At 38.1% G+C, this 13,621-nt stretch carries 11 protein-coding genes; 9 read left to right on the top strand and 2 right to left on the bottom strand.

All coding sequences use genetic code 11. The features are described 5' to 3' along the window. The first annotated feature begins 50 nt into the window (after positions 1 to 50). The 4 genes from ACFSR8_RS16150 to ACFSR8_RS16135 all read left to right on the top strand — a co-directional run bounded on the left by ACFSR8_RS16150 (position 51) and on the right by ACFSR8_RS16135 (position 5,160). Positions 51 to 767 (top strand): hypothetical protein, encoded by a 717-nt coding sequence (locus ACFSR8_RS16150; RefSeq protein ID WP_380293928.1) that lies wholly within the window; start codon positions 51 to 53, stop codon positions 765 to 767. 169 nt (positions 768 to 936) lie between these two features. Beyond that, complete coding sequence (locus ACFSR8_RS16145) at positions 937 to 2,274, top strand: DUF5723 family protein (protein ID WP_380293926.1); 1,338 nt, start codon at positions 937 to 939, stop codon at positions 2,272 to 2,274. 202 nt (positions 2,275 to 2,476) lie between these two features. Then, entirely contained in the window at positions 2,477 to 4,636 is a 2,160-nt protein-coding gene (locus tag ACFSR8_RS16140; RefSeq protein WP_380293924.1) for a T9SS type A sorting domain-containing protein, read from the top strand. A gap of 113 nt (positions 4,637 to 4,749) precedes the next feature. Continuing rightward, positions 4,750 to 5,160: a LuxR C-terminal-related transcriptional regulator gene (locus tag ACFSR8_RS16135; protein WP_380293922.1), complete on the top strand. Its 411-nt coding sequence runs from the start codon at positions 4,750 to 4,752 to the stop codon at positions 5,158 to 5,160. Between the two features lie 361 nt (positions 5,161 to 5,521). Here ACFSR8_RS16135 and ACFSR8_RS16130 read toward each other — a convergent pair whose 3' ends face one another. Next, on the bottom strand, positions 5,522 to 7,558 hold the full coding sequence (locus ACFSR8_RS16130) for a dipeptidyl-peptidase 3 family protein (RefSeq protein WP_380293920.1): 2,037 nt from the start codon (positions 7,556 to 7,558) through the stop codon (positions 5,522 to 5,524). Between the two features lie 187 nt (positions 7,559 to 7,745). On the opposite strand from ACFSR8_RS16130, the gene ACFSR8_RS16125 reads away from it, so the two are divergent. From ACFSR8_RS16125 to ACFSR8_RS16115, 3 genes are all read left to right on the top strand, one after another. Then, positions 7,746 to 8,768: an SRPBCC family protein gene (locus ACFSR8_RS16125; RefSeq protein WP_380293918.1), complete on the top strand. Its 1,023-nt coding sequence runs from the start codon at positions 7,746 to 7,748 to the stop codon at positions 8,766 to 8,768. A gap of 180 nt (positions 8,769 to 8,948) precedes the next feature. Continuing rightward, the gene (crcB, locus tag ACFSR8_RS16120; protein WP_380293916.1) at positions 8,949 to 9,314 is read left to right on the top strand and encodes a fluoride efflux transporter CrcB; all 366 of its coding nucleotides are present in this window, start codon (positions 8,949 to 8,951) and stop codon (positions 9,312 to 9,314) included. 131 nt (positions 9,315 to 9,445) lie between these two features. Beyond that, complete coding sequence (locus ACFSR8_RS16115) at positions 9,446 to 10,243, top strand: nucleotidyltransferase domain-containing protein (protein ID WP_380293914.1); 798 nt, start codon at positions 9,446 to 9,448, stop codon at positions 10,241 to 10,243. Positions 10,244 to 10,333: 90 nt separating this feature from the next. On the opposite strand, the gene ACFSR8_RS16110 is transcribed toward ACFSR8_RS16115, so the two are convergent. Next, positions 10,334 to 11,077, bottom strand: coding sequence for a DUF1684 domain-containing protein (locus tag ACFSR8_RS16110; RefSeq protein ID WP_380293912.1), 744 nt, complete (start codon positions 11,075 to 11,077; stop codon positions 10,334 to 10,336). A 365-nt stretch (positions 11,078 to 11,442) separates the two neighbouring features. Between ACFSR8_RS16110 and ACFSR8_RS16105 the strand changes: the two genes are divergently transcribed. Together ACFSR8_RS16105 and ACFSR8_RS16100 are read left to right on the top strand one after the other, a co-directional pair. Next, positions 11,443 to 12,657 carry an MDR family MFS transporter gene (locus ACFSR8_RS16105; protein WP_380293910.1) on the top strand — a complete coding sequence of 405 codons (1,215 nt, stop codon included), beginning with the start codon at positions 11,443 to 11,445 and terminating at the stop codon, positions 12,655 to 12,657. Then, entirely contained in the window at positions 12,654 to 13,619 is a 966-nt protein-coding gene (locus ACFSR8_RS16100) for a YpdA family putative bacillithiol disulfide reductase (protein WP_380293908.1), read from the top strand. Before ACFSR8_RS16105 ends, ACFSR8_RS16100 begins: the two co-directional genes overlap by 4 nt. The last annotated feature ends 2 nt before the right edge of the window (positions 13,620 to 13,621 follow it).

Raw genomic sequence — 13,621 nt, 5'->3', positions numbered from 1 at the left:
ACCTCTGATTTTAAGAGTTTTGGACTAATTAATCAATACATCCAATACTCATGCAAAATTTATATCACAAAATAGGATTTGGTATTTCATTTTTTATTCTTTTCAATTTAACTGCTCAGGAAAAAACCATGTTAATTCCGGATAACAGTGATTTAATAACCGTTCAAAAAAAAGACGGCAACCCCGAGGACTTATCGGTAGAAAATGCAAAATCAAAATATGGCGTCATTAATGAAAACGTTTCCTTTGGTTTAAGCCTGGGCTATAATATTAGTACCGAGACTATTCAAACGGCACAAATTTCTCCAATTGACAATACACTAATTGTTGATGAAGCACAAAAAGGGAGTTTTGTGCTTTCAACTGTGATTTCCGTCCCCTTACTGTATAAAGAGAAGACATTTCGGTATTTAGACAAAGATGGACAGGAAATAGGTCAATTGCATACAACATCGGGCTTGAGTTTAATTGGGATTGTAAATTTGGTCACGCTTAGTGAGGCCCAAACGGGAAGCATTTTTAATCAAAAAATTAGTGGCGGACTAGGCATCTCATACAACTTCGATAGAAACGTGGCTATTGGTTTGGCCTATGAACTGATTTCATACAGAAAGCCAAAGGATTTCCTGCTAAACCTAAAAGACTCAGAAATTATGGAAAATGGCACATCTATAAGTAGCATTGACACATCGGACAACACTTATTATTTTGATAGATATGCAGGGACATTGTCATTAAAATTAATTTATAAGCTTACTAAAAAATGATTGATGATCAAACTTGGGATAATTCAGAAAAATGGTAAATGCACAAACCTGCAACCATTCATCGATAAACTTTTCGACCAAAGCACTAAAAATACCCAATAATAGGTATTCCGATTGTGCACAGGCTTTTCATATATTTGGGAGCTATTTTATAATAAATTCTCACCATATGAAAAATTTGAATCAATTATTTCTTGTTTTATTTACTTTGGCTCTTGGAAACTCCATTTCCTTCTCCCAAAGTTATGTAGGTTTAACAGCCGATAATTATGCTGGTGTTCACGGCCTAACATTTAACCCATCCAATGCAGTGGATTCTAGATACAAGGCTGATATCAACCTAATATCTGTCAGTGCTTTTGGCGGTAGCGATTATTTCGGTATTAACTTAAACGATATTATCAATGCTGATGATGGTTTTGATTTTGAAACCGATGTGGAAAAAATGCCAACTAATGCTAATAACTTCTTTGTAAATGCTGATGTTTTAGGGCCTTCGTTTATGTTTAACATTTCTCCTAAAAGCAGTATTGGTATAGTGAGTCGCGTAAGGGCCGTATTTAACATTCACAACATCAGCGGGGAGCTATACGAAAACCTTTCCGATAGTTTTGATACCAATGAAGATTTCAGCTTCAATTCCAAAGATTTAACCGGTACAATCCATGCTTGGGCAGAAATTAGTTTGGTGTACGGACGTATTTTAATGGATACCGAAAAACATTTCCTTAAGGGAGGTGTATCCCTCAAATACCTGCAAGGAGCTGGTGGAGTTTTCGTCAACAGCCCTAGTTTTACTGGAGATTACAATGCTACTAACGAGACCTTGGCTACTACTGGTACATTATCCTATGGTACAAGCCAGGATTTTGATAATGACGATATTGAATTTAAAAACCTCACTTCTGGATTTGGAGCAGATATTGGTTTTACCTACGAATTTCGCCCTCACAAAGTGAAAGATTCGTTAACACAAAGAAGCCAAAATAAGTACAAATTCAAATTTGGTGCGGCAATAACGGATATAGGGTCTATAGACTATAAAGAAAGTACCATTACTGCATACAATTTAAATGCCACGGCAGATGCATCGACCTTTAATGAAGATGAGGACGTTGAGCAATTTTTGGACGACAATTATACCTTTACCGAAAGTATGGCTTCACAAAAAATCAAGCTTCCAACGGCTTTACGACTTTTGATGGATTACCAAATTAAGAACAAATTGTACTTAAGCGTTCAAGGCAATTTATCATTAACTGACAAAAATGTCGTGGGTACAAATAGTATCATAAATACCGTTACCATTTCACCAAGGTTAGAAACCAAATGGTTCAGTATCTTTTCCCCTGTAAGCTTTAGAGAATATGGCGATTTGGCTTGGGGTGCAGGCCTTCGCTTAGGTCCTTTGATGGTGGGTTCAGGTTCAGTTTTTACCAATTTGATTTCGGACACAGCACAAACCACAGATGTTTTCTTCGGATTGAAAATACCACTTTATCAATAAATCTAAGATTTATAATTATTTGGAATAGTGACTCAGTAATTTAAAAAGGCCGAATACAATTTTGTACATCGGCGTTTTACCATTCATCGACAAACTTTTCGACGAAAAGCATAAAAATACCCAGAAATGGGTATTTTTTTTTGTCGCATATTTAAGTAGGTTTGAGAAGCTATTAACAATAATTCTTAAAATCCCTCTGGTTATGAAGCGATTATTACTCCTCCTATCCCTTAACTTTATTCTAAACTCTAGCCTAAATGCCCAAGTGCCACAAATTGAGCGGGATGCTTTGGTTGCTTTTTACAATGCTACTTACGGCGCCAATTGGACTAATAATACTAATTGGAACACCTCTAATCCTGTTTCAACCTGGTATGGCATTACCGTGGAGAACAACCATGTAACACAAATCAATTTAAGCAACAACAATATTTGGCCTAATTTACCCCCAGAAATAGGAAATTTACAAGAGTTGGTCACTCTGAATATTCCTGACGAAGTTAGCTTCTTTAGTTCAACATCAACTATCCCTGCCGAAATTGGGAACCTCAGCAAACTAGAGTACCTCGATTTGCGCAGTTGGGGGTTATCGGGTGAAATTCCAAAGGAATTAGGTAATCTGTCCAACCTTTTATGGCTCGATTTGCGTTTTAATAGTTTTTCAGGAAGCATTCCGCAAGAACTAACCAATCTTGCTAGCTTGAATGTCCTCGTTTTATCTGGAAACCAATTTAGTGGACCTATTCCAAATTTCACCACCCTACTCCTTTTGAACTATTTTTGGATTGATAATAATAATTTTCAATTTGGCGACTTAGAACCTAACTTTAGTACGTATACAGGAACATCCGGTCTTGATTTTGTCTATTCACCCCAAAACAATATAGGCGAGCGCTATGATGAGGCCGTAGCGGTGGGAAGTTCCAGGACGTTTAACACGAATGTAAGTGGTTCTCAAAATACTTACGACTGGTATAGAATTAACGCAGACGGAAGTGACGGCGGTTATATTGGAAGCGGCATGAGTATTAACGTTACGGTCAATACGGTAGACAACTTCAAATGGTTTTACTATTATGATGCCACAAGCAGTCTAATCCCCGGCCTAACTTTGAGAAGTGAATTTTTCAAGCTAGGAGACCTCCCATCAAATCATCCCGACTATGATGCCCTAATAGCTGTTTACAATGCCCTTAATGATATCAATTGGGATACTACAAAGCCAATATATAGTTGGTCTCCCAACAATGACCTTACCTTTGACCCCGTTACAGATCGAGTTACTGAACTAAGAATTACGGGCAATAGCCCAATAACTGGAGTAATACCCCCTGAAATAGGCGATTTGACAGAATTGACATCACTAGATTTTTTTCTTGAAGACCTTTCTGGTGATATACCTATCGAACTCTGGAATTTAACAAAGTTAAAAACTCTCTTTTTAGGTGCCCAAGAATCAAACCTTTTAAGATTACCGAATGGTATTCCACCTCAAATTGCTAATCTTCAAGATTTGGAGTGGTTAAATCTTACACAAATACCACTTACCCAACCTCTTCAACCTGAATTGTTTAATCTGCCCAACCTTCAACGGCTTCGTATTGTGGGTTGTGGTCTTACGGGAACAATTCCAAAAGAACTTGCTTCAATAACTGATGTTTTGGCCTCTGACAATGAATTTGAAGGGACTATTCCCCAGGAGTTTATAGATGCCATAGGAAATCAAACGCTAAGTATAACTGGGAACTATTTTGATTTTAATGACCTGGAACCAATGGTTCTAAACCACAGCTACCAAAACTTTTTTTACAACCCCCAGCGCACAAAAGATGTGGAGCAAGATTTGGAGTTTCTTCCAGGTAATGATATCACACTTACTGTTGATGACACACGCCACAATAAATTTAAAAACTCCAAAGGTGCTGGAGATGTATACCAATGGTTTAAGGATAACGTAGCGATTAGTGGCGCAAATGCTAGCAGTTACACAATTACTAATGCGCAAGCATCAGATAGCGGAGTGTACTACTGCCAGATTACAAATACACTAGTTCCTGATTTGGTAATCAATAGGGCAAATATCACTTTACTTATTGATACCAGTTTATCTATAGATGAAAACGACAAAGAACGGTTTGCCGTTTACCCCAATCCGTCATCAAATTTTATTAATGTAAGACTAAATAATATTGACAAGGAAGCAGTGGTTTCAATCTTTGACACCAATGGACGAAAAATACGAGAACAGCCTTTAAAAACGGAAAATACCGTTTTGGATATCAGCGGTTTAAATTCAGGTATGTACCTTCTTCAATTGAAAACAACTGAAGGCATAATAACCAAACACATTGTGAAATATTAATTAACCAAATTTGGTCAAATGATCTTGGCCAAAAACCTAAAAAATCCCCTGTAATGGGGATTTTTTTATACTCATAAATGATTTACGTTTATGTTATCATATTAATGTTTTAAATGACAGCATACAAAGAGATTATCCGCACCATAAACGATTTAAAAAAGAACGGTTATTTTCTTTCAAAAAAGGATATCATTATGATCTTAAAAGCTACAAAATCCATAACCCCTCATAAAGACACGGTAAATTCACTCATTGTCTTTTTGAGCACATTGGATTCAACCTATGATATTGACAACCTTACAAAGCGGGAAGTACAGGTTTTAAAACTAATAGGCAATGGTGCATCCTCATTGGATATTGCAAAGAAATTAGAGCTAAGCTCTTCAACCGAGGAAACCCATCGTAAAAATATTCGGAAGAAACTAAAACTAGTCGGCAAGGGTAAGCTCATTCAATTCGCCATCCTTTATAATTTGAAGCATCCCAGTGAAAAAAAAGCCAAAAAACAAACTGGGAAAAAATAAAAAGTAACTGTTTTATAAAAAAGTAAACTATTTCACGCAACCATTTTAAAAGTGGTGCATCTAGTAAATAACTAAACTACACCAATATGAAAATTCTATTGATAATCAGTGTTCTAATTATCATAAACATTTTATTGTTAGTTTTTAGTGTAAACAACAAAACGGAGCCTTGATGAAGTAGTTGATGACAAAATAAAGTCTTTTCGATGTACTTAAAAATACAATTAAGACATTATGGAACTCATCTTAATTATTTCGCTCTTAATTTTAATTAACCTACTTCTGTTACTTTTTAGTGTCAATAAAAAGACAGAACCTTAATGCTTAAGACTCTGCCTTGTTACACATTGCTATTTCTTTCCTAATTTACTTCTGGAAGGTTGCTGTAACGTTTTGAATAATCCAGCATTTGCTCCGCTAAGGTTTTGGGTTGAGCTACGCTAATTTTTGTGATTTCGCCATTTTCTTCATCCGCAATTAAAACTGGATTGACAAATCCGCTATATGGCGCTGACTTAAACTGCTTGTTACGCTCTAAAACTTCGGCGTGAATAACTTGATCTACTTTCACCCCGTAGGTTTCCACTAATGTTTCTACGGCATTATAATCGCCTTCCGATTTGATACGTTGGGTTTCCCTAAGTAATTGCCCGAACAGCTCGCGTAATTTATCGTAGTTTTTAATATCGAAATAGGTTTTACCGTCCCTGGTCACTTTTTCAATCACATTATCCTTTTGGCCTTTGTCAAATACCCAAGCAGAAATCCATTGTCGGTTTCTCATATGAGCCTCTTCAACATCATCCCCTAAATTTAATCGGATCAACTGGGTCATTAATCCATTGCGAATGTATGCATCATACGAAGCGCGACCTAAGGCCTTCCAATCATCCGTCAAACCTAGCTCCTGTAATTTTGGGTTGTACATGTAATATAGCGCTACCAAATCTGCCCTTCCCTCTTCCAACGTTGAAGCATAATTTTTGAGGGTTTCTTTCGTCTCCCCTACACCTGGATTTAACTGTCCTGATGCATGACCAATCACCTCGTGTAAAGCGGTTTCCAGTTTATCGGCCACCTCACCATATTTTTCATGATTTTCCAATTCTTCTTGGTCATGCACAAATTCCTTTAATCGACCAGTACTCCCTGCATTATTGTATGCATTGATGATGTTTCCAAGAGACACAGATTTACTGCCAACCGCCTTTCGAATCCAATTGGAATTTGGCAAGTTTACCCCAATTGGAGTACTTGGTGAAGCATCACCAGCTTCCCCAGCAATAGTCACCACTTTATAAGTTACACCAACAACATTTTCCTTTTTATGCGCATCCATTAATGGAGAATTATCCTCAAACCATTGGGCATTATCGGAAAGTACTTTCATCTTTTGGGACATATCAAAATCCTTAATCTGAACAATGTTTTCATAAGAACCCCTGTATCCCAATGGGTCGTTATACACTTCAATAAAACTCTGGATGTAATCAATATTGCCTTCCGTCGCTTTTGTCCAGGCCACGTTGTAATCATCCCAAGTTTGTAAATCGCCTGTTTTGTAATAATCGATCAATAAACCCAATGCATCGCCCTGTGCCTCATTTTCGGCAACGCCTTTTGCCAACTCCAACCATTTTATAATTTTATCAATAGCCTGTCCGTACAAACCACCTGATTTATACACACGCTCCTTCAAAACACCGTCTTCCTTAACCAATTGAGAGTTCAGACCAAAAGCTAAAGGCTTTTCAGGATCTGGTGATTGTTTTTGTTTATAAAAGTTGGCTACATCCGCATTGGTCACGTCCGGGCCATAAAAGTTAACGGCTGATATCGCCACATTATCCACACCTTTGGACTGATTCACTTTTTTGGAATCCTTATCATTGAAAATAACATCAAAAGGCTCACCTTCAAGGGTAGTATTCGTTTCAGTCAGCAAAGTTTTTAAATAATCTGAGGAAAATCCAGGTTTCAATTTATCATTGGAATAGTGGTGGTGAATCCCGTTGCTAAACCAAACGCGTTTTAAATACACCTCGAAAGCTTTCCAATCTTCGGAAGCCTTATCACCTTCATAGTTTGCATATACATTTTCTAGTGCATTTCTAATCTTCAAATTGTGGCGATAATTTTGGTCCCAATTAATATCGCGCCCTTCCAAACCAGCCTGTACCAGATAATACACCAGTTTTTGCTCATTCAACGAAAGTTGGTCCCAACCCGGGATTTGATACCGTAAAATTTTAATATCTGCAAATTGCTCAACATCGTAATCAAACGTTTCGGATGTTTTCGTAGCCATGTCATCCGTCTTCGTTTTTGAGGGTTCATTGCCACATGAGATCAGCATAACGCCGACCAGTAGCAAACCAAGAATTGATTTTAATTTCATCTGTGTATAGTTTTCTTTTTAATTATAACCTAAAACCGAATTCTGACATCTAAAAACTATTAATTTTTAAGAATTAGTAACATTTAGCTATCAAAAATTTAATTTTAGACCAACAAATGTAATAATTTATTAAGCGAAATTGAAAAATGATTATATTTGATTTATCTAATTTTCAAAATCAAAAAACATGAAAGTCTTAAAGTACATTTTATTCCTTTTGCTGATCGTTGTTATCGGTTTGGCCATTTATATTGCAGTGCAACCGAATGAATTTGATTTTTCAAGAAGCAGGGTGATAAAAGCACCTAAGTCATTGTTGTTCAGTAAAGTGAACGATTTTAAAAACTGGCCTAGTTTTTCACCTTGGATTGAACAAGAGCCATCGGCGACGTTGACTTATGGCGATAAAACTTCTGGAGTGGATGGTACTTATGGCTGGAATGGCGAGATACTTGGCGAAGGCAGTATGACGATAAAAGGAATTAGAGAAGGTGAAGCTATCGAGCAACACATACAGTTTATCAAACCTTTTGAATCTGAATCCGATATCAATTGGACGTTTGAAGATACGGATGAAGGTACCAAAGTAACTTGGAACATGAAGGGCCAACAAGATTTTATGACGAAAATGTTTACCACCTTTGCGGGGTCTATTGAGGATATGACAGGTCCTGATTTTGAAAGAGGACTGTTTAAGCTGGATAGTGTTGTGGTGGCCGATATGAAAAAATATACTATCAATGTGGATGGTGTGGCGCAACACGGTGGGGGTTATTATATTTACAACACAACCTCTTGTAAGATTAGCGAATTGGCCAACAAAATGCAGGAAATGATGCCGAAAGTGGATACGTATGCCATGAATAATAACATTAAAATGGCCGGCGCACCATTTACCTATTACCATAAATGGGATGAGGAAAATAATTCAACTATGTTTTCCTGTTGCGTGCCTACTACGGAAAAAGTAATTACTTCAGAAGCCGATATTTTAACGGGACAATTGAAGCCGTTTAAAGCCGTTAAAACTACCCTGAAGGGCGATTACGACAACTTAAAAGAAGCTTGGGAAACCGGGATGAAATACGTTCAGGATAACGGGATGGAATTTACCGCTGATGGCCCAATACTAGAAGTGTACCTTACTGACCCGATGTCCCAGCCCAACCCAGCGGAGTGGGTCACCGAAATTTATATGGCCGTAAAGTAAATGATGTCACTAGCGTGTCACACTGAGCGCAGTCGAAGTGCAGACAAAAAACTATCAAACTTAGATTGTAACACTGGATTCCTGCCTAAGCAGGAATGACAGAATGCTTAAACATTTATGGAAATTACAATGCCAATTTTAGAGGTTTTGTGTCCGAACCTAAATTTAACTAATTATTAAATGAAGCAGTTTTTACTGGTGTTTCTGGGCGGTGGAGTTGGTAGTGTGCTGCGTTATATTATTGGTAAATATTTAAACAGTACCGAAAGTGGCATTCCGTACGGGACGTTTTTAGCCAATATTTTAGGGAGTTTGTTAATCGGCATTATCCTAGGTTTGGCCTCCAAAAATGATACGCTGACCCAAAGCCAAACCCTATTATTGGCCACAGGCTTTTGTGGTGGCTTTACCACCTTTTCAACCTTTGCCTATGAAAACCATGTGTTTTTAAAAGTTGGAGATTTTACCAGTTTTGCTTTGTACACCATTGCTAGTTTTGTAATTGGTTTTTTGGCGGTTTTTGCGGGGATGTTTTTGGTGAGGTAGGACCTCACTTTGTCCGAATAAATTATCAAATGGGTGTATTATGGCTTTAATGCAGTGAAATGGGCTTATTCTTGGTAACATTGGCTTACATTTCAAGTAAAATAAAATTGAGACTATAAACTAGAAAAGCGATGTACACTGAAGTCTTACCTCATCATCAACGAGCAATCCGTACTCTTGTACAAGAATATCAGGACGATGAGCGGTTTTTAGCCTTAATTATTGGAGGGTCTGTGGCCAAAGGATGTGCTAGGCCTGATTCAGATATCGATTTTATGATCGTTGCTACAGATGAAGAATATAAAAACCGACAAGAAATTGGGGACTATTTTATCAACCGAACGGACTTAACAGATTATCCTGGTGGCTATGTGGATGGCAAAGTCATCAACATGCATTATCTCAGGCAAGTGGTTGACAGAGGAAATGAACCTACCCGATCGGCATTTGATAAAGCATTCATTGCCTTCACAAAAGTAGACGACCTTGCTAGTATAGTTCATTCTATCCAAAAATATCCTGAAGCCGATCGGGACTTAAAAATTCGAAAATTCTATTCGATGAGTTTTATTCAGCATTGGCTAATGGGTGAAGCAGAGCGACATGGCAATATTTATACAAAAAGCCGGGCCGTATCACAGCTTGTGCTCTTTACAGGAAGGTTAATACTGGCATACAATCGCGTATTTTTCCCTTACCATAAGTGGTTTTACGAATACTTGTCAAAATGCAATGCAAAACCTCCGAACCTGATCAATGAAATGAATCAGGTTTTAAACGAACCTACATTGGAAAATGCCAGTCGGTTGTTCGAAACCGTCCGAGGTTTTAGAAATTGGAATGTTTCTGATATTGAAGCTTTTAGATGGTTTATGGAAGATGTAGAATGGTCTTGGAGAGACAAAAAGCCACCCCTTGAGGATTGGTAGCTCCGGGTAAAATATTCTAAAGGGACCTACATTGTATACTTGATATCAATACTGCAAACATTTGTGGCAACATAATAGGCATGCTTTAAATCATCCCTTCTCAAAACCCATAACCCCCGCCTCTACCCGAGTCTTTAAATAATTGACTCTCGGCACGATTGGGCAGGAATATTTGTCATTGTATGCGCAATACGGATTGTAGGCTTTATTGAAATCAATAACCATGGTATCCCCTTCGGGAATTCTGGCGTCGATATAACGGCCACCACCATAGCTTTCAAGTCCGTTGGTTTCGTCTAAAAAAGGTAAAAACAGATAGTTTTCGTAGCCTTCTTTTTTGATCAACCCTTGGTTTTGATAGATGTTCAATGTAAACATTTCACCTTTTATATTGAAAGTCAGTTCGCCATATTTTATGTACTCGGGCAATCTGTCCGTTGTGGTTTTCATTTTAAAGGGTTTCTCGCTTGGGGTTTGTTTAAAACTGGCTGTTACCACATAAGTGGAATCAAACTTAAAAAAGTTTAAGCCATCAAAATTTTTGAGGTCTTTCTTTTTTAATGGGGATGTTGAGGCATCTTTAAATTCGGCATTCTGTTCTCGCTGAAATTCGGTTTCGCCCTTAATGGGACGTTTCTTTTGGGCACAGCTTGTGCTTGACAATACCACCACAAGTAAGAGGGTAATTAGGTGTTTGAACTTTGCTGGCTGGTAGGCCCGCGTTAGGGATTGAACGGCATGTTTGAGCTCCTCGCAGAGAGCGAGTAGTGAAAGCCCGACCCTGACGCTTCGGTCAGGGTAACGCCCAAAATATTTAAGCCTTGATAGTTGCATAGTAAAAAATTATCAGGGTAAAAATACAACTTCCGCAAAATTTCCCTAGCTTTGGACTTTCAAAATAGATAAAATGCACTATTTCGTCACAATTTGTAAAAAACAATGGACCGCTTCATTAATGATGAGCAGGCGGACTTGTAATATATTGTGATGATGAATTAGATAAAAATTTCATTTTAGATATATAAAAGTCCGGCTGTTTAGTCGGACTTTTTTTGTTCCACAGTTTCCCCTCTAAAAAGCTTGTGCTGAGTGTATCGAAGTAAGGAAATTAAAGGGTGTGTAATTATATAAAAACAAAATATGACATAAATGAATTAAAAGATTCCTGCCTGCGCAGGAATGACAAACACTTAGAACTCATGGGAAAACTATTTCACAATTACTTGAACACATTTAACGGGCTTTCGCGGGAAGTTTGGTGGTTGTCATTAATCACCTTGATTAATCGGGCTGGCACCATGGTCATTCCTTTTTTGTCTTTGTATTTAACCGAGGACCTGGATTTTACGCTAAGTAATGTGGGTACGGTTATGGCTTGTTTTGGGCTGGGGTCGGTAGTTGGGTCATGGTTGGGTGGCAAGCTTACTGACGTTATTGGCTACTATAAAGTGATGGTGAGGAGTTTGATAAGCACAGGTGTTTTGTTTATTGCATTGCAGTTTTTAAATACATTTTATGCGCTTTGCCTTGGGATATTTTTGGTGATGGTTGTGGCCGATATGTTTCGCCCCGCGATGTTTGTGGCATTAAGTGCGTATAGCAAACCTGAAAATAAAACACGGAGCGTAACACTGATTCGATTGGCAATAAACTTGGGATTTTCGGCGGGGCCTGCCGTTGGCGGTATCATTATTACTTCCATTGGATACTCGGGGTTGTTTTGGGTGGACGGTATCACCTGTATTTTGGCAACCGTTGTTTTGGTACTTGTTTTGAATCCTAAAAAATCCAAAGTTTTGGATGTGGTGAAAGTGGAACATCCCGAATCGGCTTACGCCGATAAGGCCTTCGTGATATTTTTGGGTGCCATGTTTTTGTTTGGATTTATCTTTTTGCAATATTTCTCAACCATGCCTTTGTATTATCGCGACAGGCATGTGTTGAGCGAGTTTGAAATCGGATTGCTTTTGGGAATGAACGGTTTTGTTATTTTCCTTTTGGAAATGCCTCTCATCAGTTGGCTGGAAAAGAGCGGTTTATCAAAGATGACTTTGATATTGATCGGTGCGCTTTTAACTACGTTGAGTTTTTTGGTGCTTAATTTTACACCTTGGTCTGGGGTACTCATCATTGGAATGCTATTGATGACCATCGGCGAAATGATAGCATTCCCGTTTTCAAATGCCTTTGCCTATGAACGTGCAAGCAAGGGCAATCAAGGTGAATATATGGCATTATACACGATTTCGTTTTCACTATCGCACATTTTTAGCCATAAAATCGGCATGGAAATGGTGGCTGATCTAGACTACGATAATACTTGGTACATCATTACCGCAATAGGCGCTATTTGCGTATTTTTATTGTTCTTTTTGAAAAGCTATTTAAAAGGAGAAAAGAAACTATTACGATGAAAGATGTCATAATTATCGGCGGAGGCCCCATTGGGATTGCTTGCGCATTAGAATGTAAAAAACGAAATTGGGACTATTTAATAATCGAAAAGGGAGCCTTGACCAACTCTCTTTTCAACTACCCTAAAAACATGACGTTCTTTTCCACTTCGGAAAAATTGGAAATCGATGGCATCCCTTTTATCAGCAAAAATCCAAAACCCAATCGTGATGAAGCTTTGGAATATTATCGACGGGTCTCCACTTCAAATAGCATCAATATTAATTTATATGAAACCGTTTTATCCCTTGAAAAGAAAGCGGACTACATTTCCGTAACAACGGATAGATCTTCATATCAAGGAAAGAAACTCATTTTGGCTACGGGCTTTTATGACATTCCAAATTTGTTGAATGTTCCTGGTGAAGATTTACCAAAAGTCACCCATTATTACAAAGAAGCGCACCCTTATGCCATGCAGGATATTGTGGTTGTTGGAGCGAGCAATTCCTCTGTTGATGCCGCTTTAGAAATTTGGCGCAAAGGAGGTAATGTCACCATGATTGTTCGAGGTGAAGCCATTGGCGAACGCGTAAAATATTGGGTGCGCCCCGATATTATCAATCGCATTGAAGAAGGCAGTATTAAAGCCTATTTTAATGCTGAAATTACTGAAATAAAGGAAGACGAACTTACTTTTAGAACGCCCAAAGGGTTAAAGACCATCCCCAACGATTATGTGGTGGCGCTGACTGGATATAAACCAAATTTTGAGTTGTTAAACCAAATTGGGATAGAGCAGTCGGATGACGAAAAACGTTTGCCAAAGTATAATAAAGAGACCATGGAAAGTAATGTGGAGGGCGTGTATTTGGCTGGCGTGATTTGTGGTGGTATGGAAACCCATAAATGGTTTATAGAAAATAGCCGCATCCATGCTAAACAAATTACTGAGCACATTGAGTCAACATTTGTTAGTTGAGT

Origin of the sequence: Hyunsoonleella rubra, assembly GCF_042684665.1 — a bacterium.
Classification (GTDB): Bacteria; Bacteroidota; Bacteroidia; order Flavobacteriales; family Flavobacteriaceae; genus Jejuia; species Jejuia rubra.
This window is presented reverse-complemented; position numbering and strand designations above follow the sequence as displayed.

Bases quoted from the DNA above. Each gene is read 5' to 3' on its own strand.
- ACFSR8_RS16105 (WP_380293910.1), top strand. From the start codon at position 11,443: ATGGGAAAACTATTTCACAATTACTTGAACACATTTAACGGGCTTTCG.
- ACFSR8_RS16100 (WP_380293908.1), top strand. From the start codon at position 12,654: ATGAAAGATGTCATAATTATCGGCGGAGGCCCCATTGGGATTGCTTGC.
- ACFSR8_RS16150 (WP_380293928.1), top strand. From the start codon at position 51: ATGCAAAATTTATATCACAAAATAGGATTTGGTATTTCATTTTTTATT.
- ACFSR8_RS16140 (WP_380293924.1), top strand. From the start codon at position 2,477: ATGAAGCGATTATTACTCCTCCTATCCCTTAACTTTATTCTAAACTCT.
- ACFSR8_RS16135 (WP_380293922.1), top strand. From the start codon at position 4,750: ATGACAGCATACAAAGAGATTATCCGCACCATAAACGATTTAAAAAAG.
- ACFSR8_RS16130 (WP_380293920.1), bottom strand. From the start codon at position 7,558: ATGAAATTAAAATCAATTCTTGGTTTGCTACTGGTCGGCGTTATGCTG.
- ACFSR8_RS16125 (WP_380293918.1), top strand. From the start codon at position 7,746: ATGAAAGTCTTAAAGTACATTTTATTCCTTTTGCTGATCGTTGTTATC.
- ACFSR8_RS16115 (WP_380293914.1), top strand. From the start codon at position 9,446: ATGTACACTGAAGTCTTACCTCATCATCAACGAGCAATCCGTACTCTT.
- ACFSR8_RS16145 (WP_380293926.1), top strand. From the start codon at position 937: ATGAAAAATTTGAATCAATTATTTCTTGTTTTATTTACTTTGGCTCTT.
- crcB (WP_380293916.1), top strand. From the start codon at position 8,949: ATGAAGCAGTTTTTACTGGTGTTTCTGGGCGGTGGAGTTGGTAGTGTG.
- ACFSR8_RS16110 (WP_380293912.1), bottom strand. From the start codon at position 11,077: ATGCAACTATCAAGGCTTAAATATTTTGGGCGTTACCCTGACCGAAGC.